This window comes from Pseudomonas sp. NUPR-002 (genome assembly GCF_056322725.1).
Map to the genome: position 1 here is coordinate 1,122,605 of NZ_CM150476.1, position 25,804 is coordinate 1,148,408.

Sequence of the window (25,804 nt, forward strand, 5' to 3'; positions counted from 1 at the left end):
AGAGGTAGCCACGTAAATATTCAAATGCGTGTTTCTGCCCGATTGCCCACGGTCTGCAAGGGGTTAGAGAATCGAAACCTGATTACGCTGGGCCTGTTTGAGGAACACCGTCAGCTCCCGGGCTGGCAGGGGTTTGCTGTAGTGGTAGCCCTGACCTTCATGACAACCCTGGGCAATGATGTAGGCCTCTTGTTCTGCGGTTTCCACGCCTTCGGCGATCACCTGCATGCCAAGGCTCTTGCCCAATTGGATGATGGCGCGAACGATGGTGGCATCGTCGTCGTCATCGAGCAGGTCCTGAACGAAACTCTTGTCGATCTTGATCTTGTCCAGCGGCAGCGATTTCAGGTAGCTGAGCGAGGAATAGCCGGTACCAAAGTCGTCAATGGCGATCATCGCGCCAGAGCGGCGCAGGCTCAGCAGGTGCTGGGCGGCGGTGCTGATGTCCTCCATCAGGCCGGTTTCGGTCACTTCCAGTTCCAGGCTGCGTGGCGGCAAGCGGTAGATCTGCAGCAGGTTGTTGACCACCCGCGGCAGTTCATTGTGGTGCAACTGCACGGTCGACAGATTGACCGCCATGCGCAGCTCGCTGAAGCCCTGGTCGTGCCATTCGCGCAACTGACGGCAGGCCTGATCGAGTACCCATTCGCCGATGGCAATGATGCTACCGTTTTGTTCGGCCAGGGGGATGAACTGGTCTGGCGGAACCATGCCCAGCTCGGGGTGGCGCCAGCGCAGCAGCGCTTCGACGCCGACCACACGGTGGTCGCGGTAGCTGATTTGCGGCTGGTACACCAGGTACAACTGATTGCGCGGCAGGGCTTCGCGCAGGTCCTTTTCCAGCTCGCGGCGCCGACGCATTTCGCTGTCGACACTGGCGATGTAGAACTGATAGCGGTTGCGTGAGCGTGCCTTGGCCAGGGTCATCGTCTGTTCGGCTTTTTGCAGCAGCTTTTCTGTGCTGTCGCCGTCTTCCGGGAACAGGGTGATACCGATGGTCGCCCGCAGGCGGATTTCATGATGGTCCAGGGCGAAGGGCGCCTCCAGGTCATCGAGAATGCTCTGGGCCAGTTCTGCGGCTTCGTAGGGCTGCTCGATATCGGCCTGGACCAGGGCGAACTGGTCGCCGCCAAGCCGCGCCAGGGCACCAAGCCGGCCGCTGTGGGCGCGCAGGCGATCGGCCAGGGCCAGCAGCAATTGGTCGCCCGCCTGGTAGCTGAACTGTTCGTTGATGCTTTTGAAATCATCGAGACCGACGCACAGCACCGCGACCTGACGTTGCAGGCGGCCAGCATCGACGAGGATTTTGTCTAGCTGTTGTTGCAGTTGCTGGCGGTTGGGCAGGCCGGTGAGGAAGTCATACTGAGCCATGCGCAACAGGCTGTTTTCGGCCTCATGGCGCAAGTGGGTATTGCGCTCGATCGAGGCCAGCAACTGGTTAGCGGTATTGACCCACAAGCCCAGCTCGTTGCGTTCGTGGCCTTTGAGCAAGGGCAGTTGATGCTGGCTGGGGCGGTCGGGATTGATCTGGGTGAGATGCTCGATGATTTTTGACAGCGGCTTGGTCAGCATCCAGTGATACACCAGGTACAGCACCAGGCCCATGGCCAGGGCGCGCAGAACCCCGGAAACAAAAATGATGACCGAGTTGACCAGAAAGCCTGCGCCGTAAGACGCGGTGTCGAGGGTGATGCTCAGGTCGCCGTAGTACTCGCTGTAGGGGCCGCGGCCGACCAGTTGCGTGGTAAAGGTGCGTTCCTGGTCAAGAATCAGGTCGGTCAGCCAGCGCGTTGACGATTCCTGCAGCGGCCGGGATTTTTCGGCGAGCATGGTTTCGTTGGGATGGCCGATGGAGGCCATGCGCACCGACTCGTCCTGGAACAGCCCTTCCATGACCTGCATGCCCATTTCCTTGTCCAGGCTGTACACCGCCTGGGTGGAAGGGTCGCGGAACATATCGAGGATTCGCTGGGCGTCGCTGGCTACTGCCTGGCGGGTCTTGTAGGCATCAAAGACGATCTACGCACAGCTGAGCACGACACCGACCACCAGTGCCGAGAGCAGTACGACCCTGAGCAACTTAACCGATAAGCTGTTCTTGAGTTCCAGCTTCAATGGGGTTTCCTTAATCCATGCGCATGGCATCATTTTGCCATCATTCGTGGCAATCCACTATCGGCCGATGGCAGAACTTACCTCACTTGTTGGTGAGGGTCTTCCTGCTGTCTCTGTATCGGTTGCCTGGCCTTGCGACTTTAGTGCTGCAACTAAACTTCTCAAGGTTTGATGTTAGCGCGGTATCAGCTTGGGGCAAGAGCCGAAACCCGTCTTGCAGACGAAAAAAAACCCGGACAAACCGGGTTTCAGAACCTGTAGGAGCGGGCTTGCCCCGCGATTGCGGTCAATCTGTCTAACCGCATCGCGGGCCAAGCCCGCTCCTACCATCGCTTAAGCGGTGAAGGTCTTGCCTTCGAACTGCTCAGCGACGAATTTCCAGTTAACCAGGTTCCAGAACGCCTCAACGTACTTAGGACGCAGGTTACGGTAGTCGATGTAGTAGGCGTGTTCCCACACATCGCAGGTCAGCAGCGGGGTGTCGCCGCTGGTCAGCGGGCAGCCGGCGCCGATGGTGCTGGCCAGGGCCAGGGAACCGTCAGCCTTTTTCACCAGCCAGCCCCAGCCGGAACCGAAGGTGCCGACGGAAGTCTTGGTGAACTCTTCTTTGAACTTGTCGAACGAGCCGAACGCAGCGTTGATGGCATCAGCCAGGGCGCCGGTAGGTTGGCCGCCAGCGTTTGGCGCCAGGCAGTTCCAGTAGAAGGTGTGGTTCCAGACCTGAGCGGCGTTGTTGAAGATACCGCCCGAAGAGGACTTGACGATCTCTTCCAGGGTTTTGCCTTCAAACTCGGTGCCTGGCACCAGGTTGTTCAGGTTCACGACGTAGGTGTTGTGGTGCTTGTCGTGGTGGAACTCCAAGGTTTCCTTGGAAATGTGCGGCTGCAGGGCGTCGTGTGCGTAAGGCAGCGGCGGCAATTCAAAAGCCATGGTGATTCTCCTAATCAGGTCTGTTGCGGTGAGCGCAAGGCCGATCACGGGCGGCCGGTGTGCGTCGGGGAGTTTGTACTCTTTGCGACGCAAGGGCTGGATCATAGCACCCGGCCCTGTGCTTAACCACGCAACAAGTGTACGGGAAAGAGGTTCCAGAGCCTTCGAGCGCGCCTGACCAATGGTAATCAGGTGAAGATCAGTTGCGCCGCCACGGCGAACATCATTACCGCCACCATCAGGTCCAGCAGGCGCCAGGTACCGGGGCGTGCCAACCACGGGGCCAGCCAGGCGGCTCCGAGGGCGAGGGTAAAGAACCACAACAGCGAGGCACTGGCGGCACCGGCCACATAAGCACCGGGAACGGTTTGCTGGGCGCCGAGCGAGCCGATCAGCAGGACGGTGTCGAGGTACACGTGAGGGTTGAGCAGAGTCACCGCCAAGGCGCTGAGCAGCACCGCGCGGCGCGAGCGCAGGCCCTGGCCTTCATTCTGCTGCAGGCTCTGCTGCGAGCAGGCGCGCAGCAAGGCTTTGCTGCCGTACCAGATCAAAAACACGGCACCGCCCCAGCGCGCGACCGCCAGCAAGGTCGGGTTCTGTGCCAGCACGGTAGCCAGGCCAAACACCCCTGCCGCAACCAGCAGGGCATCACACAGTACACAGAGCGCGGCCACCGGCAAATGATGTTCACGGCGCAGGCTTTGCGCCAGGACGAATGCGTTCTGGGTGCCGATCGCCATGATCAGGCCGAAGGCGACCAGCAGGCCGTTCAGATAGCTTTGCCACATAGGGGGACGCTCCGCAGGCACCAGCCGGGCACTGGTGGATAAAACCGAAGAAGATGCTGGCTATTTTGCGGCGCAGAGCGGTATAAGAAAAACAAATAAACCTGATCAGGCATTAGGAAAAATAATGTTCGATTACAAATTGCTGTCAGCCCTTGCAGCGGTCATCGAGCAGGCCGGTTTTGAGCGTGCAGCGCAGGTGCTGGGGCTGTCGCAGTCGGCGATTTCCCAGCGCATCAAATTGCTGGAAGCACGGGTCGGGCAGCCGGTGCTGGTGCGTGCCAATCCACCCAGTCCTACAGATGTTGGCCGCCGTTTGCTCAACCATGTACAGCAGGTGCGGCTGCTGGAGCGCGACTTGCAAAGCCAGGTGCCGGCGCTGGACGAGGAGGGCATGCCGGAGCGCTTGCGCATTGCCCTGAACGCCGACAGCCTGGCCACGTGGTGGGCGGCTGCGGTCGGCACCTTCTGTGCCGAACAGCAGGTGTTGCTGGATATGGTGGTAGAAGACCAGGAAGTCGGCCTTAAACGCATGCGCGCCGGTGAAGTGGCCGCATGCCTGTGTGGCAGCGAGCGGCCAGTGGCCGGTGCCCGCAGCATGCTGTTGGGGGCGATGCGTTACCGCGCCTTGGCCAGCCCGGCGTTCATGGCCCGCTACTTTGCCCAAGGCTTTGACGCTACACGCTTGGCGCGCACGCCAGCACTGGTGTTTGGTCCGGATGATTTTCTTCAGCACCGTTACCTGGCGTCGTTGGGGATCGACGGGGGCTTCATGCATCACCTGTGTCCATCTTCCGAAGGCTTTCTGCGCATGACCGAAGCCGGTCTGGGCTGGGGGCTGGTGCCGGAGCTGCAGGTGCGCGAGCAACTGGCCAGTGGTTGTTTGGTAGAAATTTCGGCGGATAAGCCCATCGACGTGCCTTTGTACTGGCATCATTGGCGCAATGGCGGACAACTGCTCGGGCAACTGACCGAACACCTGCGGCAAACCTCGCGGCAATGGCTGGTGCCGTTATGAGGTTGAGCAGCGTCAGCAGCATCTGAAATTTGGCAAGGCGGAGTGGTACATGCGAATTCTGGTTACCGGCGCAAGCGGCTTCATTGGCGGACGCTTTGCGCGTTTTGCCCTGGAGCAAGGCCTTGAGGTTCGGGTCAACGGCCGTCGTGCCGAAGGCGTTGAGCACCTGGTGCGGCGTGGGGCACAGTTCATCCCCGGCGACCTCGGTGACGCGGAGTTGGCCCGGCGCTTGTGCCAGGGTGTCGATGCCGTGGTGCATTGCGCTGGCGCGGTGGGCAACTGGGGGCGCTACCAGGATTTTTACCAAGGCAATGTGGTGGTGACCGAAAACGTGGTCGAGGCCTGCCTCAAAGAGCACGTGCGGCGTCTGGTCCACCTGTCGTCACCCTCGATCTACTTCAATGGCCGTTCGCAGCTGAACATCCACGAAGAGCAGGTGCCGCGGCGCTTTTACGACCACTATGGAGCCACCAAGCACCTGGCCGAGCAGAAAGTCTTCGGTGCTCAGGAGTTCGGCCTTGAGGTGCTGGCCTTGCGTCCACGCTTTGTAACCGGGGCTGGCGACGTGAGCATTTTCCCGCGCTTGATGCAGATGCAGCGCAAGCGTCGCCTGGCCATCATCGGTAACGGCTTGAACAAGGTCGACTTCACCAGTGTGCAGAACCTCAACGAAGCGTTGTTGAGTGCATTGTTTGCAGATGAGCAGGCACTGGGGCAGGCCTATAACATCAGCAACGGTCATCCGCTGCCGTTGTGGGATGTGGTCAACTATGTGATGCGCCAGATGCAACTGCCGCAAGTCACTCGCTACCGCTCCTTCGGCTTGGCCTATAGCCTTGCCGCGCTCAATGAAGGGGCTTGTATGCTCTGGCCAGGCCGTCCACAGCCGACCTTGTCGCGCTTGGGCATGCAGGTGATGAGCAAGGATTTCACCCTGGACATCAATCGCGCGCGTCAACAGCTGGACTACCGGCCTGCGGTCAGCGTGTGGACCGCACTCGACGAGTTTTGCGCCTGGTGGAAGGCTCAAGAGCCGCAGTAGTGAACCCTTAGGCGGGTTTGCGATCGACTAGTGCGCGGTGTAAGCGGTTTATACTAGTGCCCATTTGCTATTACAGCGGTTGAAGGTTCTCATGCGTAACGAAGCTCAAGACAATTTCGACAATGTCCCGACCTTGCGTGTCAGCACGCGCGATGACGATGACTTTGACAACCTGCCGCCGCTGCGCAGCGGTGCCGTTGCAAACGCTGGCAAGGCGCCGCGCGCGGCTAATACCGGGCCGTTGTGGGCGTTGCTGGGCGCGTCGTTCATTGCCTTGGCGGGGCTAGGCTGGTGGAGCTTCCAACAGGTAAACCTGATGGAGCAGCAACTGGTGGCCACCCAGGAAAGCTTTGCCCGTATCAGCGAAGAAGCGGCTGGTCGCCTGCAAGCCATCAGTGGCAAGGTCGCCGCCAGTGAGTCCAGTGCCACCACCGGTAGCGAAGCGTTGAAACTGCAGATCAAGCAACTGCAAGCCAATCTGGTTGAACAGAAACAGCTGCAGCAGGGCGTGGCCGGGCAAGCGGGTGACCTGGGCAAGCGTCTGGAGCAGGTGTTGGCACAGGCCAGCGAACAGCAGGCGGCCACGGCCAAGTTGCAGGCCGAATTGCAGGCGCAGCTTAAAGCGGTGAATGAACAGCTGGCAGCGTTGAAAGCGGCTCAGGTCGATGGTGGCAAGCTCGACAGCCAGATCAGCAGCCTGAATGCTGAGGTTGCGGCGTTGAAGAAGCAGGGCAACCCCAATGCCGCCATCGAGCGTCTGGAGCAGGACCTGTTGGTGCTGCGCAGCGAGCAGGACAATCGTCCTGCCGCGCCCGTTGCAGCGGGTGCCTCGGTGGCCGAGTTTGACGCCTTTCGCCGGCAGATGAGCCGCAGCATCAACACCCTGCAGAGCCAGGTGCAGAACCTGCAACAACAGATCAACACCCGGCCGTGATCAATCCGTAGGAGCGGGCTTGCCCCGCGATGGCGGTCTATCTGACACACCGCCATCGCGGGGCAAGCCCGCTCCTACCGTTTTACATCCGTGGGTAGTCGATGTAACCGACCGGCCCTTTGGCGTAGAAGGTTTCCGGACGTGCTTCGTTCAATGGCGCATCCGCCGCCAGCCGGGCCGGCAGGTCAGGGTTGGCGATGAAGGGAATGCCAAAGGCCACCGCATCGGCATTACCGCTGGCCAGCGCAGCATTGGCCGTGTCTTTGGTGAAGCGTTCATTGACGATGTAAGGGCCGCCGAAGGCTTCCTTGATCAACGCGCCGATGCTGTCATCACCTTCTTTCTCACGCGAGCAGATAAAGGCAATACCACGCTTGCCCAGCTCGCGGGCGACGTAGGTGAAGGTTTCGCCACGGTTGGCATCTCCCATGTCATGCGAGTCGGCCCGCGGTGCCAGGTGTACGCCGACACGCTCTGCGCCCCACACGTCGATGACCGCATCGGTCACTTCCAGCAACAGCCGTGCACGGTTTTCCAGTGCCCCCCCGTATTGGTCGTTGCGCTGGTTGGTGCTGCTTTGCAGGAACTGATCCAGCAGGTAGCCGTTGGCAGCGTGCACCTCTACACCATCAAAACCGGCCGCCTTGGCGTTCTCGGCACCGGTGCGGTAGGCCTCGACAATGTCGGCGATTTCCGCAGTTTCCAGAGCGCGTGGGGTCGGGTAATCGGCCATCGGGCGCACCAGGCTGACGTGGCCTTTAGGCTGGATCGCGCTAGGTGCCACCGGGGCTTCACCGTTGAGGTAGATCGGGTGCGAGATACGCCCGACATGCCACAGCTGCAGGAAAATACGGCCACCGGCAGCATGGATAGCCTTGGTCACGTTGGTCCAGCCACGGACCTGGTCGTCGGACCAGATGCCCGGGGTGTCGGGATAACCAACGCCCATCGGCGTTACCGAGGTGGCTTCGCTGAGGATCAGGCCGGCGCTGGCACGTTGTACGTAGTACTCGGCCATCAGCGCATTGGGCACGCGGCCTTCATCGGCGCGGCAACGGGTCAGCGGCGCCATGATGATGCGGTTGGGCAACTGCAGGTCGCCCAGGGTGATCGGATCGAAAATAGTCGTCATACAAACCTCAAGGCTGATTAATGCGTGGCAGGTGCCAGTTCGGCGTTGTTGCCGCGCTGGCTGAAGGTAATCAGGGTGACAATCAGGGCCAGCACCGCCAGGGCGGCAGCGGCCAGTGGTACGCGCGTCAGGCCCAGTCCTTGAGCAATCACAGTGCCGCCTACCCAGGCGCCCAGGGCATTGCCCAGGTTGAAGGCGCCAATGTTCAGGGTCGACACCAGGTTCGGTGCAGCTTTACCAAAGGTCACCACGTTGACTTGCAGCGCCGGTACGGCGGCAAAGGCGGCGGTGGCCCAGAGGAACAGGGTGATTTCGGCCGGGACCAGGAAGGCGCTGGTCCAGCTCAGCACGGTGGAGACCACCGCCATGCTGACGAACACGCCGACCAGGGTGGCGCCCAGGCGCTTGTCGGCCAGCTTGCCGCCGACGATATTGCCCAGGGTCAGGCCAACACCGATCAACAGCAGGGTCCAGGTCACGCCCCGTGGCGAAACGCCGGTGACATCGCCGAGCAGCGGCGCGACATAGGTGAACAGGGCGAACATCGACGCCGAGAACAGCACCGTCATCGACAGCGACAGCCAGATACCTGCGCCTTTGAGGGCAGCCAGTTCAGCGCGCATGTCGAGTTTTTCTTCGTCATGGCGAAACGGCAGGAAACGGATCAGGCCGATCAGGGCAATCACACCGATCACGGTTACCGCCCAGAAGGTCGAGCGCCAGCCGTATTCCTGGCCCAGGGCCGTACCCAGCGGTACGCCCAGCACGTTGGCCAGGGTCAGGCCGGTGAACATCAGGGCCACGGCCGAGGCGCGGCGGTTGGCCGGAACCAGGCTGGCAGCCACCACCGAACCAATGCCGAAGAAGGCACCGTGGCACAGGGCGGTCACCACCCGGGCGAACATCAGCAGGTTGTAGTCGGCGGCGACGGCACACAGCAGGTTGCCGACGATAAACACGCCCATCAGTGCAATCAGCGCGGCTTTACGCGGCAACCGTGAAGTGGCCAGGGCCATGAACGGGGCACCGATGGCCACGCCCAGGGCGTAACCGGTGACCAGCCAGCCGGCACCTGGAATCGATACGCCCAGGTCGCTTGCAACATCGGGCAGCAGGCCCATGATGACAAACTCGGTCGTGCCGATGGCAAAGGCGCTGAGCGCCAGAATGATGAGTGAAAGGGGCATTGCAATGTCCTTGTCAGAGCTCTTGGCTCATCTGCTTGAGGAAGGCCTGAATGGTTTCCTCATTGCGCTTGAAAAAATGCCACTGTCCGATCTTCTGGCTGCTGATCAGCCCCGCACGTTGCAAAGTGGCCAGGTGGGCCGAGACCGTGGACTGCGACAGGCCGCAGCGTTGGTCGATCTGACCGGCGCAGACACCGTGTTCGGTGCTGTGGTGTTGGTCAGGAAACTGAACGTCGGGGTCCTTCAGCCAGTTGAGGATTTCTCGCCGTACTGGGTGGGCCAGGGCTTTTATTATTTCGTCGAGATCGAGAGGCATGGTTGGGCTCATGGTTGTGTAGCGGTATATCGCGATGTGGCGAAATATAAATCGGTATTTCGCGATATACAAATATGAAGAGGTTCTTAGCTCAGCGTAAATCGCTATATCGGGTTATAACGATATGGGCGTACCCAGTGCTAGACTGCGCACATGAATTACCTCGCGCACTTACATCTGGGCGGCCAACAACCCGAGCAATTGCTCGGCAGCCTGTATGGCGATTTCGTCAAAGGACCGTTGGCCGGACGTTTTCCCCTACCGCTGGAAGCGGCGATCCGCCTGCACCGGCAAATCGATGTGTTCACCGACAGTCACCCGCTGGTGCTGCAGTCGCTCGCGCGTTTCCCTCGTGAGCGGCGGCGCTACGCCGGGATCATCCTCGATGTGTTTTTCGATCATTGCCTGGCGCTGCACTGGCAGGACTATGCCGAGCAACCGCTGGAGCAGTTTACCGGCCGGGTTTATCAGGTATTGGCGGCGCAAGCGGATCTGCCCGGTCGACTGGCGCAGATTGCGCCCTACATGGCAGCGGATGACTGGCTGGGCTCGTACCGCGAGTTTGCGGTGTTGGGGCCGGTGTTTCGCGGGATCGCCCGGCGCTTGTCGCGCCCCGAAGGGATGGACGGCGCCCTGGAGCTGGTCGAGACCTTGTACGCCCCGTTGATGGAAGACTTCCGCGCCTTCTACCCTGAACTGCAAGCCTTCGCCGGCAACGCCCGGGCTCAGGTCTAGGCGGCTTTGGCCCGGCGTTGTGGCTGAATGATAGGTTGCTCGGCGCCAAACAGCGCGACCTGGATCGCCTGTTGGGCCTTGAACGCCAGCGCTGCGCGTTCTTCCCCAGCACTGGCAATCGGAGGCAGCAGCTGGATCTCGACCTCGGCGCAGTCCTGGGTGAACAGCCGCATCAGGTGTGAGAGCAGGTCGTCATCACCGATGAACGGCGCCACTGGATCGGTCTGGCCATTGCGCAGGTAACGCAGCGCTACCGGTTGCACGGGCACCTGAGTGTCGATGGCACCGGCCAGCAGGCGGCCGTGGAAGGTGCGCAGGCTGCGACCGTCGGTGGTGGTACCTTCCGGAAAAATCAGCAGGGCGCAAGCCTGTTGCAGATGCTGGCTGATCTGTTGACGTAGCTGCTGGCTGTCGTTGCCGCCACGGCGAATGAACAGGGTACCGGCCTTCAGGGCCAGCCAGCCGGCAACAGGCCAACCGCGAACTTCGGCTTTGGACAGGAACGACAGCGGGGTCAGCATGCCCAGCAGCGGGATGTCGGTCCACGACACGTGGTTGCTGACCCACAGCATCGGTTGTTGCGGCAACTTACCCACTACACGGACCTTGAAGGGCAGGGCGTTGCTGAGCTTGCGCATGAACAGCTGCGACCAGCGCTGGCGCCGTTCGCGGGAGGCAGCGATTCCCAGGCGTTCATACACCGAAAACAGCGCGGCCATGGCCAGGCCGAGCAACACCACCAGCAGTACCCGCAGCAGGCGTGCAACCACACGCAGACGCCGCATCACACCGCTGCCTTGAAGTGACGGGCATAGCGCGGGCACAGCTCGTCACGTTTGAGCAGGATGAACACGTCGGCGACCTGGAAGTCTTCATCCCAGCACGGTTCGCCGCAGATTTTTGCCCCCAGGCGCATGTAGGCCTTGAGCAGCGGTGGCATTTCAGTAATGACGTTGCCGGGCAGGGCCAGGCTGGGCAGTGGTTTCTTCGGTTCGGCGCGCAGGTGCTCGGTGCACAGGTAGCGTTCGCGCAGGCGCTGCATGATGGCATGGGCCTGCACACCGCCGTCTTGCATGGGAATGCTGGCGCAACCCATCAGGTAGCTGTAGCAGCCCTCGTTGAGTACCTCGGCCAGCTCCGCCCAGAGCACGGCAATGGTGCCGCCGTTGCGGTAAGCCGGGTCGACACAGGTGCGGCCCAGCTCCAGTATCGGGCCCTGCAAGCCCGCCAGACCGTGCAGGCTGAACTCTTCTTCGCTGTAAAAACGCCCCAGGCTGCTGGCGGCCTGATGGTCGAGCAGGCGCGTGGTGGCAACCAGATGACCCGTGCAGAGGTCGCGTACACCGATGTGGCGACAGTGAATATCGTAGTCGTCCATGTCCAGGCCCAGTTCGGCGCCCTTGAGCTTGGCCTTGAACTCAGCGCTGAAGACCTTGAATCGAAGGGCCTGCGCTTCTTGCAGGGCCGCAGGGCCAACCAGACGCTCGGCGTGCAGGCGGCGTTCAGTGCGGGTGTCGCTGGTGCGCGCGATTCGAGTCATTGCGAGTCTCCATAAGCCAGCCAAGGGGTTGCGGCCGGTCGACTTTGTTGTGCAAGCTCAGCCTAGGGAGAGGGGGTGTCACCCCCATGAATCTTTGGTGATGCTTGTATGACAACCCTCAAGGAGCGTGACGATGGCCTGGCTGCAACGACTCAACGACCCACAGCGATCGCCGCTGTCCGCTGACCTTGGCGAGACCTACAGCAGCCTGCTGGCGCGCCTGGGCAGCGTCAGCCCGTTCGAGCTGGCGGTGCTTGGCGGCCGGGCCATGCCGACGCCGGGGTTGGCCTTTCTGATCGGCTACCAGGCGGCCTTGCGCATGCTCTGGCCAAGCGCCCCGGCCAGCCTCGGTGCCTTGTGTGCCAGTGAACGGCGCAGCGTGCGTGTGGCCGACATGCAAGTTCGCCTGGATGACTTGCGCCTGAGCGGCAGCAAGGATTTCGTCACCGCCGGGCTGGATGCCGACTGGCTGTTGGTGGCGGCACGCAGTGAAGCGGTGGGGGAGGCGCCGCAACTGAGCTTGGCGGTGGTCTACCCGGGTGAGCCCGGCGTTCGCCTGGAACCATTACCGGCCTTGCCACTGATGCCGGAAGTCGGCCACGCCCGCTTGCACCTCGATCAGGCCCTGTGTGAGCGCCTGGCAGGTGATGGCTGGGATGCCTACGTCAAACCGTTCCGTTCCCTCGAAGACCTTTATGTACTCAGTGCACTGTGCGCCTGGCTGTATGGCGTCGGTCAGGACAATGGCTGGCCGCAGAGCCTGCAGTTGCGCTTGATCGGTTTACTCGGCGGCTGCGCCGAAGGCAGCCGCCAATGTGCCGATTCCAGCGCCTGTCACGTGCTGCTGGGGGGCTTGTTCGCCCAGTTCGCCGCGCTCAAGGATGAACTCAATCAGGCGTTGAGCAATTCGCCGGGTGAATGGGCGCCGTTGTGGCAGCGCGACCAGGGCCTGCTGGAAATTGCCAGTGCGGCGCGAGCCAAGCGCCTGGCCAAGGCCTGGGCCTCCTTCGGATTGTCATGAAGCGCCCTTAAGCTGGCTGAACCCTGGCCTTGAGCGACACCGCATGATCAGAACGTTTACAGCGCTGTGGCTCGGCCTGTTGTTCATCAGCACCCAGGCCTCGAGCCAGGAGGACTGGCCGCTGCCGGACTGGCGTCAGGCGGCTGAGGTCAACAGCCCTGCCTGGCAGCAAGTGCAGGCCTATGCGTTTGCACCCCGTGATGAGCAGTGCCGTGAAGGTATACGCACCGATGCCTTGTTGGTCATCAAGAACGGCCGCATCGTGTTTGAGCAGTACGCTGCACCGACCACCGCCTGGACCCCGCACCTGACCTGGTCGGTGAGTAAAAGCGTGCTGGCGACGCTATTGGGTGTAGCTCGTCAGCAAGGACGCTTTGCCCTCGATGACCCGGTTGCCCGTTTCTATCCGCCCATGCATGTCCATCCACAGATACGTCTGCAAGACCTGCTGCACTGGGCCAGCGGTCTGGACTGGCAGGAAGACTACGAATACGCGCCATTGCATTCCTCGGTGGTGGCCATGCTCTACACCCGCGGGCGGGCGGACATGGCCGCCTATACCGCTGTGCGACCGGCGCTGGCCGAACCGGGCCAGCGCTTTCTCTACTCCAGCGGTGACAGCAATCTGTTGGCGGCCGCATTGCGCGGCATGCTCGGGCCTGAGCACTACACGCAGTACCCGTGGGACGCGCTGTTCACCCCCTTGGGCATCACTTCGGCAGTCTGGGAGCGAGATGCCAGCGGCACCCTGGTCGGTTCCTCCTACCTGTATATGACGGCGCGCGATCTGGCCCGTGTTGGCTTGTTGATGCAACGTGACGGTCGCTGGCAAGCGCAGCAGTTGCTGGGTACCGATTGGGTGGCGTTCAACCGCACCTTGTTTGCCGCGGCTATTTCCCAGCCCGGCGAAGCCAACCCCGGCGGCCATTGGTGGCTCAACCAGCCGCTACCCGGCGCCGCCCGTCCTTGGCCGGACGCCCCAGCCGACACCTTCGCCGCCTTGGGCCATTGGGGCCAGGCGTTGTATGTGCTGCCTGCTGAACAACTGGTGGTGGTGCGTTATGCCGACGACCGCGACGGCCAGTTTTCCCACAACGAACTGCTCAAGCGTGTGCTGGCGGCACAGGCGCAGGGGCGACCATGAAGCGCTTGATACTGCTTGTGCTGCTGGCCGTGGCCGGTTGGGCCTGGTACGAACGCCAGGCCCTGGCCGACTTTACCGGCATTCTCAGCGCCTACTCGGCCAAGGAGTACTGCTCCTGCCGGTTCGTCATGGGTTTTGAGGCGCCTTACTGTCGGGCCTATGTGCGCCAGTACCTGCCGTTGAGTCGTCTGGAGGAAGACACCCAGACCCGCCTGGTTGTCGCCAAGGGGCTGGGGGTCGAGCGTCGGGCGCGTTGGCAGGGCGTACGTGAGGGCTGTGGCTTGCTGCCGTGAAGGCAGGCGGGTAAGGTTGACGGCCTCTGTGTCACAGGATTGCTCATGTTCTCTCTGCCTCGTCTTTTACTGGCCCTGCTCGCTCTGGTGAGCGTCTCGGCCCACGCCAACTGGCACCTGGATGGCGAATCTTCACGCCTGTCTTTTATCTCCAGCAAAAATGGTGATACCGCCGAAGTCCATCGCTTCCTGGTATTGCACGGCAAGGTCGATCGCAAAGGCGCAGCGCAGTTGCAGATCGAAATGGACTCCAACAGCAGCGGTGTACCGTTGCGCGATGAGCGCATGCGCAAGGAGCTGTTTGAATTTGCCCGCTTCCCGGAAGCCAAGGTCACCGCGCAGATCGATTTGCAGCCCATCAATGACCTGGCCAATGGCGCCCAGGTGGAACTGCGCCTGCCGCTGACCGTCGAGCTGCACGGCAAAAAACACAGTTACAACGCCTTGCTGTTGGCGACCCGCCTGGACGAACGACGCTTCCAGGTAGTGACCCTGGAGCCGTTGATGCTGCGTGCCGAGGAGTTCGATTTGCTACCGGGCCTTGAGACCTTGCGCAAGCTGGCCGGGCTCAAATCCATCAGCCCGTCGGTGCCGGTGTCCGCGGTGTTGATCTTTACGGCGCGCTGATATGGCCGGACCGGTTTTCCCCTGGCGAGATGGTAACCGGTTCGAATTATTGATCGACGGCCCCGCGTTTTTCCCGCGCATGCTCAGTGCCATTGGCGAGGCCGAACAACACGTTGATCTGGAGCTGTACCTGGTGGAAGCGGGCGCCTGCGCCGAAGCCGTGGTGCAAGCCCTGGTACAGGCCGCCGAGCGGGGCGTGCAGGTGCGCTGCCTGTTTGACGATTACGGCTCATTGGCGTTCACCCTGAACCTGCGTCAGCGCCTGATGGCGGCGGGGGTCGAGCTGCGCTGGTACAACCGCCTGCGCTGGCGCCGTGGCTTGCGCAACCTGTACCGCGACCACCGCAAACTGCTGATCGTCGACCAGGCCTGGGCAGTGGTTGGCGGTACCGGGGTGACCGATCAGTTCTGGATGCCGGGCCAGGACGCCAGCGAATGGCATGAGGTCATGGTGCAGATGCAAGGGCCATTGGTGGCCGACTGGCAGATGCTCTTCGACCGCCAGTGGCGTGCCAACCTGCGCCGCACTGCCTGGCGGCCGCCGACCCACTTCGGCCTGACGCGCCTGCCGCACGTACCAGACAGCGGCCAGGGCATGGGCCGGGTGGCCTATGCCGATGCCCGTCAGCACCGGGATATCGTGCAATCGCTGGTACGTGCCCTGAACAGTGGCCAGCGGCGCATCTGGCTGGCCACACCTTATTTTCTGCCGACTTGGAAAGTACGCCGCTCCTTGCGCCGCGCTGCGAGCAAAGGCATCGATGTACGCCTGCTGCTGACGGGGCCGCGCACCGATCACCCCTCGGTACGCTATGCCGGGCATCGTTACTACCCGAAGTTGATGCGCGCTGGTGTGAAAATCTACGAGTACCAGCCGTGTTTCCTGCACTTGAAAATGGTGCTGGTGGACGATTGGGTCAGTATTGGCTCGTGCAATTTCGACCACTGGAATTTGCGCTTCAACCTTGAAGCGAACGTCGAGGCGCTTGATCCGCCGCTTACCGCAGCGGTGGCGGCCAGTTTCGAGCGTGACTTCAGCCTTAGTCAGGCAATCGATCTGGAGCAGTGGAATACGCGGCCACTTTGGCGTCGGTTCAAGCAGCGGCTGTGGGGGTGGTTGGATCGGTTGGTGGTTAACTTGTTGGATCGGCGAGACTGAGCGCTGCGGTCAGAAGTTGTTATCAGGTACGAGGTACTTTTTTCGGACGAAAAAGAATCGGTTCGGCTGGCGCGATATCCGAATAGTCAGAGAAAGGGCCACCTGGTATTGGTGGAACACGTTTGAATACGGTATTGCTGTTGGCATAGGCTTGTCCTATTTTTTCCGGCTGATTAGTTTGAGTTGGGTTTCTCATGAAGATATTGTCACCGTATGCAATTACCCGTCTTTTCAGCGTATTGGCCACTGATTGAGCTGCGCCATTTTTTCCCGCTTCACAGGCAAGCAGTAATATTGGCTTTTTGGGTCTCCAGAAGTATGCAAGTGATCTGGAAGTTCGCGGCGCTATTTCTTGCAAGGCAAAATCTTGCGCGGTCACATACACACCTTTTGAATTCATAAGTAGTCCTTTAGGTGTACTGTGCGTTTCAAAACCCATCACGGATGTGCTGAATACTCTTCGATGAAACACTACTGAATAGTCTTCACCAGGTAAGGTGTGCAAAAGTTCGGAATTGCCTACACGGGTTACTGTTGTACTGGAAATCGGAGTTTCGCCTGCAGCCCTGCCGCTCTTGAATTGCCCGGCGGTATTGAATGCTCTTCCAGGTTGTCGGCTGGACTGGCTTACCAGTTTGTTCACCGACTTCGACACCCCTCCCAGTACACCACTCGCCAATCCTGTCCCCAAGGAAATCCAGCCAAGGATGCTGGCGGCTTTCGAGTCCTTGTCAATGGCTTCCAATGCCGTGGCGGCGACGCCTGTGCCGAATGAAACGGCGCCCAGGACGGCTGAGCCAACAGCGAAGGCGCCGCTCATGGTCATGGCGCCGATCCCCCCCGCGGCGACGGTGGCGAACACCGGGGCCAAGGCGCCAAAGCTGGCGACCGTAGCGACAGCGCCCAGGGCCAGGCCGATACCGGCAATCACCCAGTTCAACCAGGCGTGGCCGTCCGGGTCAACGCGGTTGACCGGATCGCCTGCGCAGTAGGCGTAGGCATTGAGGCCGCCGCGGCCGAACGGGCTTTCGCTGTCGGGGCTGAGGAAGATCATCAGCAGCGGGTCATAAGGCCGGTAGCCGGCGGGGATGTACCAGCCGCTTAGCGGTTCGCGGCGTTCTCCGGCAAAACCATAGTCGCTGTTGGCGGCGTTTTTGTGTTCGCTGCCATGTGCACTGTACTGACGGTAGCGCACTTGGTTGTCAGCCTCGATGCGCACACTGCCCTGGGCATCGTGGCCGAGCAGGGTGGCCTGGCGCAGGCTGCCGGTGATTTTGTTCAAGGCCACCACGCTTGCACCGTCGCTGATGTGTTGGAGCACATGCTCGTCGGTGTGCTCGTGGGTGAGCTGGCCGTCGCTGAAGAAACTGCGGCTAAGCCGACCGTCGAGTATGCGGTCGCAGAGGCTACCGCTGGGGTCGTAGCCGTAGGCGCAGCTTTTACCCTCGTAGTCGACACGGGTCAGGCGGTCCTGGGCATCCCAGCTCATGCGTCGGCCAAGGCTGTCGGCGATAACGCGACCACAAGCGTCATACGTCAGTTCGATCAGGGCTGGCCATGATGAGTGGCTGTGGCTGATGGCGCTGACCTGAGTCGGGTCTTTGAGGTTGTCGTAGCGGTAGTGCGCAATGTCCTGGCTGTTGTCGGCGAAGGTGGTGGTGACCTGCTGATAGCCGTCGAGGGCATTGAGGATGAATTGCTGCTCGACGATGCGGTTGCCGTACGGGTCTTCGGGGGCCACAGCAGGCTCTGCGGTGTAAGTGATGAGTCGCCCGCGCAGGTCGTAGGCGAAGGTTTCGGTGCCTTCGCGGCTGGCGTCTTGCCAGCGCCGCTCGGTGAGCTGGTCGAGGTCGTTGTAGCTCAGCGTTTGCAGGCTGATGTGGGTGGCACTGCCGACGGTGGCGGCGAAGCTGCGCGAGCACTCGCGGCCGAGGCTGTCGTAACCTACTACCTGGACCAGCTGATTGCCGCTGATACGGTCGCGGGTGCTGAGCATTGTGGGTCGGGAGAAATCGTCATAAGCAATGCTGGCAGTGATGTTCTCGACCACTACCTCGCTCAGGCGGCCGAACTGATCGAAATGGCGCTGCTGGTCTGCGCCGTTGGCATCGATAAAACCGAGCAACAGGCCATCCAGCGAGAAGCGCCAGGTGGTGATGTGGTCTTGGCCGTCAACCGTCCAGGTGTCGCTCAGTGGTTTGCCAGAGGGGGTGTAGCGCATCCGCTGCGTGCCCAGCGGGCCACTGGCCGATGCGGTTACGGCCAGTTTTTTATCGTAGGTGAAGGTGTGGGCGGGTTCATTGGCCGGGTGAATACTGAGTAGTTGATACTCCAGTGTCGGCTCGTAGGTGAAGTCGACCTGTTTGCCGTCGGCAAGCAGGGTGGCTGTTGGTGGTAACTGGCCAGGGGTGTAGTTGAAACGGGTGCTACGGCCACCAGCTTCGACCTTGAGCTGGCGACCGAGGCCGTCGAATGTCTGGGCGCCCAGTAAAAATTTCTGCACGCGTGGAAGGCTAGGATTCAAAGTTTTGTCACTTGCACAAACTGACGTTGACTGGGTGACCAAACAGTGATCGTTGAATTGAGGGGCGGAGAGCCGCTTGTGCTTGAGCGGGAGGGTGAGGGCTGGGGCTCAGGAGCGGCACGATTGGAATTTGTTCGACTGCGTGCAGGGTTGGCCGTGTGGCGCGTCGATTCGTTTGTGCCAGGCCCGGAGGTCAACAGCGCTTCGGATTCCTGTGTCACTGAGGACGATCGAGTGGGTGGCGCGGTGAGCCTCGCTGAAGCTCCGGAGGTTGAAGGCTGAACCCGCGGTAGCTCTGGAGTGAGCGCTTCAAGATCTGCCACGCTTGGGTAAGACAGGTCTGGGGGAGCGGGGGCAGGACCGCTTCGTGTTGGAGCAAAAAAATCAGTATTACCGATGCGCGCCCCCGCGATGCGCGATTCGTCTCTAAAAAGAGGGACTCGCTTGTTCAGCTTTTTCAGTGCCCTGCCTGCCGAGCGCCTGATCCAGGCAGACAGCTTTGCCCCCGGTTTCGGCGCCGCACCCTGAATCCCACCAACGATACCAGTCAGAAGAGAAACGATGCCCAGGGTATCGACGGCCATTTCGTCCTTCTTTAAGCCATCAAGTATCGCAGAGGCAATACCAGTAGCCAACGATGTGGCAGTGAGGGTCGCTGAGGCAAGGGTAAGCGCGGTGCTGATAGTGATGTTGGCACTGACGGTAGCAGCCGTTACCGTGATGGCGCTGCCAACCCCACTGCTCAACAGGGCAGCGGTGGCGGGAAGCAAGGCCGGAGCGAAGCTGCCCAGGGTCATGGCTGTGGCAAGTACGCCCAGAGCAATACCGATGCCGGAAATAAACCAGCTCTTCCAGTCATGGCCATCAGGGTCGATGCGGTTGACCGGATCGCCCGCACAGTAGGCGTAGGCATTGAGACCGCCGCGGCCGAACGGGCTTTCGCTGTCGGGGCTGAGGAACATCATCAGCAGCGGGTCGTAAGGCCGGTAGCCCGCGGCAATGTACCAGCCGGTGAGTGGTTCGCGGCGTTCTCCGGTATAGCCGAACGGACTGTTGGCGGGGTTTTCAGGTTCGATGCCGTGCGCGCTGTAGTGACGGCTGCGTACCTGGTTGTCCGCTTCGACCCGCACGCTACCTTGGGCGTCCTGGCCGAGCAGGGTGGTCTGGTACAGGCCGGCGGTAATGCGGTTGAGGGCGAACAGGTTGGTCTCGCTGCGCAGGTGCAGGAGCGTTTCATCGCCGGTCTGTTCATGAGTGATTTGACTGCCGCTGAAGAAACTGCGACTGAGGCGACCGTCAAGTGTGCGGTCGCTGAGGTTGCCGCTGGGGTCGTAGCCGTAGGCGCAGCTTTTACCGTGGTAGTCGACACGGGTCAGGCGGTCTTGGGCATCCCAGGTCATGCGCCGGCCAAGGCTATCTGCGCTAACACGACCGCAGGCGTCGTAACTCAACTCGATGAGGGCTGGCCATGATGAGTGGCTGTGGCTGATGGCGCTGACTTGGGCCGGGTCTTTGGGGTTGTTGTAGCTATAGTGGGCAATATCCTGGCGCTTGTCGGCGTAGGTGGTAGTGACTTGCTCGTAGCCATCGAGGGCATTGAGGATGAAGGTCTGTGCAATGATGCGCCCGCCGAACGGGTCTTCAGGGGCCACCTCGGGCGTAGCCGTGTAGGTGATGAGTCGTCCGCGGGTGTCGTAGGCAAAGGTTTCCATACCTTGGCGTTCGGCGTCTTGCCAATGACGTTCGGTGAGCTGGTCGAGGTCGTTGTAGTTGAGGGTTTGCAGGCGTGCGCTGGTGCTACCGGCGACGGTGGTGGTGAAGCTGCGGGTGTGTTCGCGGCCGCAGTGGTCGTAAGTCAGGGCCTGCAACAGTTGATTGCCACTGGCATTGTCTGTGGTGTTCAGTAGCCTGGGACGGGAAAAGCCATCATAGGTGATGGTGATGGTGACGTTGTCGACCACAACCTGCACCAGGCGGCCGCACTGATCGTACTGCTGTTGCCGATCAGCGCCACTGGCATCGACAAAGCCGAGCAACAGGCCCTTCAGGGAGTAGCGCCATCGGGTGGTGTGGTCCTTGTCGTCAACTGTCCAGGTGTCGCTCGAAGGTTTGCCTGAGGGGGTGTAGCGCGTTCGCAGAGTGCCCAGTGGGCCGTCGGCGGTTGCGATTACGGCCAGCTTTTTATCGTAGGTGAAGTGGGAGGCGGGTTCCTCGACTGGGCAGATACTCAGCAGTTGATGCTCCAGTGCCGGTTCGTAGGTGAAATTGACCTGTTTACCGTCGGCGAGATGGGTAGTTGCCGGTGCAGGTTGCCCAGGTGTGTAAGTGAAGCGGGTGATGCGTCCGCCGACGTCAATGCTGCGCCGACGGCCGAGGCCGTCGAATGTCTGGGTGCCCAGAGAGTATTGAGTAGGCGCAGCAGTTGAACAGGTCATGAGGTGCTCCCTGCCTTTACTGGCGGCGCTTCAACGGTTATCGATTCAGGATGATCACTGTCGCTGTAGGCCAAGTACGTCCATACCACTACCGTGTCGTCGGGCAGGGTGCGTCGAGTCAGGCGTGAGTAAGCGTCGTATTCAAAGCGTGTCACCAGCGGCTCACCCTTGGCGGGGGTGATGCGCTGAGCAATCACCCGGTCAAGTCCATCGCGGGTGTTGTCAGTGGTGCGTACCAATTGCCCCCTGTTGTCATAGTATTCTTCTCGCTTCGGGCTACCTGCCACGTTGTTGTAGATGACCTGTTTGCCGCTGAGCGCGCCTGAAGCACTCTGTGACCACTGTTCGCTGCGTTGCGCGACAGGGTCATGAACGCTATGGGTAATAACGCCGGTTGGATCTATCTGCGAACTGAGGCTGCCCCAATCGTCGTATTCGAATCTGCTGGTCAGTGTCATTAGCGGTTCACTGCGGCCCGGCGCCCAGTCCCAGGTGGTTTGCCTGGTGATTCGGCCCTGCGCATCGTAAGCGCTGGATTCCATATCAAAAAAACGTGCAGGCTGTTCGGGGTTTGCGGATGACCAGTCGATGTCCTCCAACTGCACCAGTACGGCCCGACCACTGCCGTCGAGCCAGGTCCGCTTGCGCTGGCCAGTGGCGTCAGTTTCCTCGATGCCCACTGCTGAGAGCTTCTTTGTCGAGCCGTCACAGCGTGTGATGTGTGGCGCCTGCACGCTGGCGAATTCGTCATTCAGGTGATATGCGCAGGTTCGGCTGGCTTCATACTGCGAACCTGCGGCGATCACGGTGCGGGTGATTCGACCCAGGGCATCAAAGTGGTAGTCGGTTCGCACATTTGCTGTGCTGATCTCCCAGGCTGTCTGGCCGGTAATCAACGAGCGGACGTCACTGCTGCTCGATTGAGTCATTTCGTTGTTTTCGAAGCCTTTAATGGTCGTAGTGGTTCGTAGCAGCCGCTGGTCTTTGATGCTCTCGATCCGGTACTCCAAAGCCGTTGTGGTGTCTTTTCCGCCAAGGCGGGTGGTGATTTTTTTGGGCCTGCCATAGTGCTGCTTGTCGATAAGTTCGTAGACTTGCCGAGTGGTTTCCAATACCCGGCCAGTGCTCATGTCCGTCAGTTCTTCCAGCATGACCACTGCGTGATCCGGATTGCCCTCTATCAGCGACGGCAAATTCTGGTATTCGTAGCGCGTCGCAAGCTTAGGTGCTGTTCCGGGGGCGTTTGGTGCGGGCGATATTGTTTTGCGTTTCAGGTAGCGCACCATGCCTGAAGCATCGAATGGACAGGCACCTTCTTCGCCGGTTGCTGGGTAGTACTCACAATGCTCCTGAACACCTGTTGGATACAGGGTCGTCAGCACGTTTCCATAACGATCGTAGGTATAGGTAACCTGCTCGGAGCGTCGCTTGCCGGTTTTGCCGTCGACGTAGGTGGTTGTTGAACAGTGTGGAAGCTGACACCAGGGTTCTTGCTCTGGCCAGGACTTGTCGTAGTCAATACCGTAAGTTGTTTCAACGTTGACCTGGCAGTCGCCTGATACCGTGCTTTCGAATGTCAGCAGATGATGCCGATCCCATTGGCGGGTGATAGTGGCCAGGGTTGTCGAGCTGGCATCGAGCTGCGTCTCGATGACTGAATACTCATACGCTTCGCGTAATTGATAGAGGTTGTCCCTCCCGCTCTGCCACTTGAAGCCCAATGTGCTGCCATAACCAAAGTGGTTGTGCCGACCCACCCACTCGTAGCTTCGCAGCAGGGTTGTTTCCGGAGCACCGTCAGTGTGCAGCCAGGTGCTGACCCGTGGCAGGAATTGCAAGGGTGCATCATCGGGTAGTTGGTGCGAGTTGGCCTCTGCAGTCCAGACCACTGTGTCTGTAGTTCCCAGTGGGCTATTGACCTCACTGGGGAACAGTAGCTGCTGCCCTTTTCCTGTTGACTTCAACGTGTAGGCAAAATTGAAAGGTGTCTCCAGCGTTGGCAGTAACAGGGCTTGCAGCTGATTGTTCAGCACCAGAAACTGGATGTCGGACTGCTGGGCTGTAGCAGGCTCGAGTTCCAGTGTTGGCGAACCGCTCTGGCGATTGATTCTGGCCAGTGTGCGTTGCTCGTCTCGCACCTCGATGAGATGCGCGACATCATTGAGCATGCTCCAATTGAGGTACAGCTTGCGGCCTTCGGGGCTAAGTAGCTCATGAAGCACGTAGCTGCCACGGTTGTCGACCTGGCGCAGCACCTCCATTTCGCCAGTTTTGTGCTCAACTCGGAAGCTGGTTTCGTCATGGCGGATGACGCGCAGGGCTTCAAGCTTGTAATCGTAAAATGCCAGCTTTCCGCCGATGCTCAGGTCAGATTCATCCAGATTCACCGAAAATTGCTCGCCTGACGAAAGGCTTAACGACGAGGCGTTGACGGCCAGGGTCAGTTGCGAGAGCGCCAACGACCAGCCCAGGCCGAAGCCAAGGTCTCGATGTGAACTCAAGGAGCTGAATAGCCAGGTCAATGACAATGTCGGGCCGGTCAAGTTATTGGCCGCGCCGAGTGGAACATTGATGGCGAGGTTGAACTGCCCGGTTCTGGGGTCGACACCGGAATGCACAGCCTGTAAAAAATTGTTGGCTTGAGTATGGATACCGCCCACATTGAGTGGCGTGATTGGCGCTGCGCAAATCAACTTTGAAGTATCAGTCATGGCCATTATCCCAATAGCATCTTGAAGTTGCAAAATGTGAAGCTTGGGTTACCCGAGGGCAATGAAGTTGGCTTCTTCATATGGCTTTAAATACACTGCGTGGCCATTACCATGCTGGTCGCGATAGGTCACAAGAAGGCTGAAGTAGCGCTCGCCGGAGGCATCGTATTTGTACCCTTTTACCCGCGCGGCTGTAGCATCACCCGTGTTGGTGTTGATCGGCACCCGTTGTGGAATGGTACCGAAGTAAAGTGTGGAACCTTTGACTTCGTTGCATTGGTAGTAGGCTAGATAATTTGCTTTTAAATTGCCAATGTAATCGTACATCCAGACGGAGGTAGGGGCGTCGCTCCAGACGATGAAATGGTTTGCTGAGTTGATTTTTATGGTGTATGTGTCTACGTCGTAAATGCCCGGGGTTAAGTCTACCGATGAGTTTTTGCGCTCAAGACTGAAGTCTTCCTTGCGGTAGTTGTAGTCCTGTAATTGTGGTGAAATTACGGCGGCGCTGTTTGATTTTCCGGATACTGTCTTTCCGCCGGGCTCAACATCGGTTTGATACGTGTGATAAGTGATGCCGTCATGTACCAAGCGTGCGCCGATGGTCAGGTTGGTTCTCGACAGTGTGCTGATCCAGTACGTAATTGACTGCCCGCCTTGATTGGGCGTGGCAGAGGACGCTTCATTGCTATATGTCGATTGGATTATATGAAAACGTTTATCTCTATCGCTTTGGCGGCGAGAAATAGAATAATCGCTCGGTGACAAGGCGGTTCCCGTGTCGTAATCGACTAACAGGATTTTATCCAGCACGTCCTGGGGGAGGCTGATTGGCTCATCTCTTGAATTGACGGCGGTTATAACGATATTGACATAGGTTTGCTGTAGTCCGTTATTGTAGAGCTTGCATATTTGTTTGTGAGCGTCGCTGTTCAGGCCTTTGACCTGGAAGTGAGTAATGTGAATATCATCACTGTTTATGTGATCGTTGTTACTGGTGCTGACCGTCAGCTTGGTGCGTTTATCAAATGCGCTTCCTTCACTGTCGTCGAAGGCGATGCTGATGCTGTGCAGTGTGCCGTAGCGGTCGTAGGCTTGAAGCTTGAGCGGTCCTTGCTGGTCAAAACCTTCCGAGTAGTAAGGGATCTGATTATCACCTTGCAGCAGCACGACGATACTGTCGGGGTTTTCGGCGCTGATGGTCGTTGCTTTACGTGCGGGAAATTGTGCTCCCAGCTTGATGTTGTCGTTGTAATGAATGTTTCTGGCGTGCGGCAGGGCGACACCGACATGTGACGCAAAAGTTTGTCCCGGCGTATGGTCTTGCCAACGAATCATGCCTTTGGATTGTGCAGTGTCGGGATGAAATTCGGCATATGAAAAACGTACATGCCTGGGTGATAAAGAGAACTCATGAATGAACCGCGCATCATTGTCTTCCGAGGCGTAGGTGTTGCTGGCCAGCGATACTTTTTTCTGAGTCCAATTGTAGTCTTCGGGGAATTTGAAGGCAGGTGTCGATTCTGCAATGAGTGTAACTTCACTTTCGCTGTCTTTGCTGTAGTAAATGGTTTCCTGGTTTTTTTCAATGCAGGCATATAAGGTGATATCGGTCCCGGCTCGTGAATGGCTCTGAACATAAAAACGCTTTACTCTGCGAGCGCCGTTGACTTGTGTATTTGTGCTGCTGATTTCTGTGTTGCTCGTGACAGGGTCGGCGTTGTTGGCATCTAACCAGTTCCCCTCCGGTCCCAACGTCAGTAATTGTCCAAGGCTTCCATCTTCATTAAAAGTGGCAGCGGTCAAGGGTTCAGGTGTGAAAGTAGAGGGGAGGTAGTCGAAGTTTGGGTTTTCACTGCTGGAATAAAACCAGCTTTCATTGCTTGTCAATTCAGGCAACGCTACGTAGTTACCATCATCGTCGAGGTATACAGGTTTCAGTGTGTTGAATTGAGCATCGCTGATTTCTTGGTTAGCCTGTGGCTCGACAGTCAGGCTGATCTCTATTTGCTGGCGGCCATTGTTATAAACTCGGTCATTGCCCGATGAAACTTTGATGCTGAATTCTTTAAGCCAAAGGATTGGGTTTTCAGCACTTTGATTGGTTTTTCCGTGTTTCATTGGGCTTGTCCTTTAAGGGGATAAAGTCAAGCCGA

21 protein-coding genes are annotated in these 25,804 nt (G+C 59.6%); 9 read left to right on the plus strand and 12 right to left on the minus strand.

Annotated elements, in window-relative coordinates; all coding sequences use genetic code 11:
• Window positions 1–63 precede the first annotated feature (63 nt).
• The 3 genes from ACVWSC_RS05260 to ACVWSC_RS05270 all read right to left on the minus strand — a co-directional run bounded on the left by ACVWSC_RS05260 (window position 64) and on the right by ACVWSC_RS05270 (window position 3,833).
• Window positions 64–2,019: a putative bifunctional diguanylate cyclase/phosphodiesterase gene (locus ACVWSC_RS05260; RefSeq protein WP_476461745.1), complete on the minus strand. Its 1,956-nt coding sequence runs from the start codon at window positions 2,017–2,019 to the stop codon at window positions 64–66.
• 429 nt (window positions 2,020–2,448) lie between these two features.
• A complete protein-coding gene (locus tag ACVWSC_RS05265) occupies window positions 2,449–3,045 on the minus strand; it encodes a superoxide dismutase (RefSeq protein WP_442112365.1) in 597 nt (198 codons plus the stop codon).
• A gap of 188 nt (window positions 3,046–3,233) precedes the next feature.
• Window positions 3,234–3,833 carry a LysE/ArgO family amino acid transporter gene (locus ACVWSC_RS05270; RefSeq protein ID WP_442112366.1) on the minus strand — a complete coding sequence of 200 codons (600 nt, stop codon included), beginning with the start codon at window positions 3,831–3,833 and terminating at the stop codon, window positions 3,234–3,236.
• A 124-nt stretch (window positions 3,834–3,957) separates the two neighbouring features.
• Here ACVWSC_RS05270 and ACVWSC_RS05275 point away from each other — a divergent pair, with 124 nt between their 5' ends.
• The 3 genes from ACVWSC_RS05275 (at window position 3,958) to ACVWSC_RS05285 (ending at window position 6,824) form a co-directional block, all read left to right on the plus strand.
• Window positions 3,958–4,848, plus strand: coding sequence for a LysR family transcriptional regulator ArgP (locus ACVWSC_RS05275; protein WP_442112367.1), 891 nt, complete (start codon window positions 3,958–3,960; stop codon window positions 4,846–4,848).
• Window positions 4,849–4,897: 49 nt separating this feature from the next.
• Window positions 4,898–5,890, plus strand: coding sequence for an NAD-dependent epimerase/dehydratase family protein (locus ACVWSC_RS05280; protein ID WP_442112368.1), 993 nt, complete (start codon window positions 4,898–4,900; stop codon window positions 5,888–5,890).
• A gap of 91 nt (window positions 5,891–5,981) precedes the next feature.
• Window positions 5,982–6,824 carry an ATPase gene (locus ACVWSC_RS05285; RefSeq protein ID WP_442112369.1) on the plus strand — a complete coding sequence of 281 codons (843 nt, stop codon included), beginning with the start codon at window positions 5,982–5,984 and terminating at the stop codon, window positions 6,822–6,824.
• 82 nt (window positions 6,825–6,906) lie between these two features.
• Here the strand turns inward: ACVWSC_RS05285 and ACVWSC_RS05290 are convergent, their stop codons facing one another.
• Genes ACVWSC_RS05290 through ACVWSC_RS05300 form a run of 3 tightly spaced genes read right to left on the minus strand, consistent with a single transcriptional unit; the run spans window position 6,907 to window position 9,459 of the window.
• Window positions 6,907–7,956, minus strand: coding sequence for an alkene reductase (locus ACVWSC_RS05290; RefSeq protein ID WP_442112370.1), 1,050 nt, complete (start codon window positions 7,954–7,956; stop codon window positions 6,907–6,909).
• Window positions 7,957–7,973: 17 nt separating this feature from the next.
• Window positions 7,974–9,143 carry an MFS transporter gene (locus ACVWSC_RS05295; protein WP_442112371.1) on the minus strand — a complete coding sequence of 390 codons (1,170 nt, stop codon included), beginning with the start codon at window positions 9,141–9,143 and terminating at the stop codon, window positions 7,974–7,976.
• 13 nt (window positions 9,144–9,156) lie between these two features.
• The gene (locus ACVWSC_RS05300) at window positions 9,157–9,459 is read right to left on the minus strand and encodes an ArsR/SmtB family transcription factor (RefSeq protein ID WP_038607345.1); all 303 of its coding nucleotides are present in this window, start codon (window positions 9,457–9,459) and stop codon (window positions 9,157–9,159) included.
• Window positions 9,460–9,612: 153 nt separating this feature from the next.
• On the opposite strand from ACVWSC_RS05300, the gene ACVWSC_RS05305 reads away from it, so the two are divergent.
• On the plus strand, window positions 9,613–10,194 hold the full coding sequence (locus tag ACVWSC_RS05305; protein WP_442112372.1) for an acyl carrier protein phosphodiesterase: 582 nt from the start codon (window positions 9,613–9,615) through the stop codon (window positions 10,192–10,194).
• Here ACVWSC_RS05305 and ACVWSC_RS05310 read toward each other — a convergent pair.
• Window positions 10,191–10,979 (minus strand): lysophospholipid acyltransferase family protein, encoded by a 789-nt coding sequence (locus ACVWSC_RS05310; protein ID WP_442112373.1) that lies wholly within the window; start codon window positions 10,977–10,979, stop codon window positions 10,191–10,193. The genes ACVWSC_RS05305 and ACVWSC_RS05310 overlap by 4 nt on opposite strands.
• Window positions 10,979–11,734, minus strand: coding sequence for an L-ornithine N(alpha)-acyltransferase (olsB, locus tag ACVWSC_RS05315; RefSeq protein ID WP_442112374.1), 756 nt, complete (start codon window positions 11,732–11,734; stop codon window positions 10,979–10,981). Before olsB ends, ACVWSC_RS05310 begins: the two co-directional genes overlap by 1 nt.
• Window positions 11,735–11,867: 133 nt before the next feature.
• Here olsB and ACVWSC_RS05320 point away from each other — a divergent pair, with 133 nt between their 5' ends.
• Genes ACVWSC_RS05320 through ACVWSC_RS05340 form a run of 5 tightly spaced genes read left to right on the plus strand, consistent with a single transcriptional unit; the run spans window position 11,868 to window position 15,978 of the window.
• A complete protein-coding gene (locus ACVWSC_RS05320) occupies window positions 11,868–12,755 on the plus strand; it encodes an acyl-CoA dehydrogenase middle domain-containing protein (protein ID WP_442112375.1) in 888 nt (295 codons plus the stop codon).
• Between the two features lie 43 nt (window positions 12,756–12,798).
• Window positions 12,799–13,899 carry a serine hydrolase domain-containing protein gene (locus tag ACVWSC_RS05325; RefSeq protein ID WP_442112376.1) on the plus strand — a complete coding sequence of 367 codons (1,101 nt, stop codon included), beginning with the start codon at window positions 12,799–12,801 and terminating at the stop codon, window positions 13,897–13,899.
• The gene (locus ACVWSC_RS05330) at window positions 13,896–14,192 is read left to right on the plus strand and encodes an amidase (RefSeq protein ID WP_442112377.1); all 297 of its coding nucleotides are present in this window, start codon (window positions 13,896–13,898) and stop codon (window positions 14,190–14,192) included. The genes ACVWSC_RS05325 and ACVWSC_RS05330 overlap by 4 nt, the downstream gene beginning before the upstream one ends.
• A gap of 45 nt (window positions 14,193–14,237) precedes the next feature.
• Window positions 14,238–14,819 (plus strand): YceI family protein, encoded by a 582-nt coding sequence (locus ACVWSC_RS05335; protein WP_442112378.1) that lies wholly within the window; start codon window positions 14,238–14,240, stop codon window positions 14,817–14,819.
• A gap of 1 nt (window position 14,820) precedes the next feature.
• Window positions 14,821–15,978, plus strand: a complete 1,158-nt coding sequence (locus ACVWSC_RS05340; protein WP_442112379.1) for a phospholipase D-like domain-containing protein — start codon at window positions 14,821–14,823, stop codon at window positions 15,976–15,978.
• Window positions 15,979–16,000: 22 nt separating this feature from the next.
• On the opposite strand, the gene ACVWSC_RS05345 is transcribed toward ACVWSC_RS05340, so the two are convergent.
• Genes ACVWSC_RS05345 through ACVWSC_RS05360 form a run of 4 tightly spaced genes read right to left on the minus strand, consistent with a single transcriptional unit; the run spans window position 16,001 to window position 25,769 of the window.
• The gene (locus ACVWSC_RS05345) at window positions 16,001–18,481 is read right to left on the minus strand and encodes an RHS repeat domain-containing protein (RefSeq protein ID WP_442112380.1); all 2,481 of its coding nucleotides are present in this window, start codon (window positions 18,479–18,481) and stop codon (window positions 16,001–16,003) included.
• 17 nt (window positions 18,482–18,498) lie between these two features.
• Complete coding sequence (locus ACVWSC_RS05350; protein WP_442112381.1) at window positions 18,499–20,937, minus strand: RHS repeat-associated core domain-containing protein; 2,439 nt, start codon at window positions 20,935–20,937, stop codon at window positions 18,499–18,501.
• Window positions 20,934–23,648 carry an RHS repeat domain-containing protein gene (locus tag ACVWSC_RS05355; RefSeq protein WP_442112382.1) on the minus strand — a complete coding sequence of 905 codons (2,715 nt, stop codon included), beginning with the start codon at window positions 23,646–23,648 and terminating at the stop codon, window positions 20,934–20,936. The genes ACVWSC_RS05350 and ACVWSC_RS05355 overlap by 4 nt, the downstream gene beginning before the upstream one ends.
• 48 nt (window positions 23,649–23,696) lie before the next feature.
• Window positions 23,697–25,769 carry a hypothetical protein gene (locus tag ACVWSC_RS05360; RefSeq protein WP_442112383.1) on the minus strand — a complete coding sequence of 691 codons (2,073 nt, stop codon included), beginning with the start codon at window positions 25,767–25,769 and terminating at the stop codon, window positions 23,697–23,699.
• Window positions 25,770–25,804: the final 35 nt, after the last annotated feature.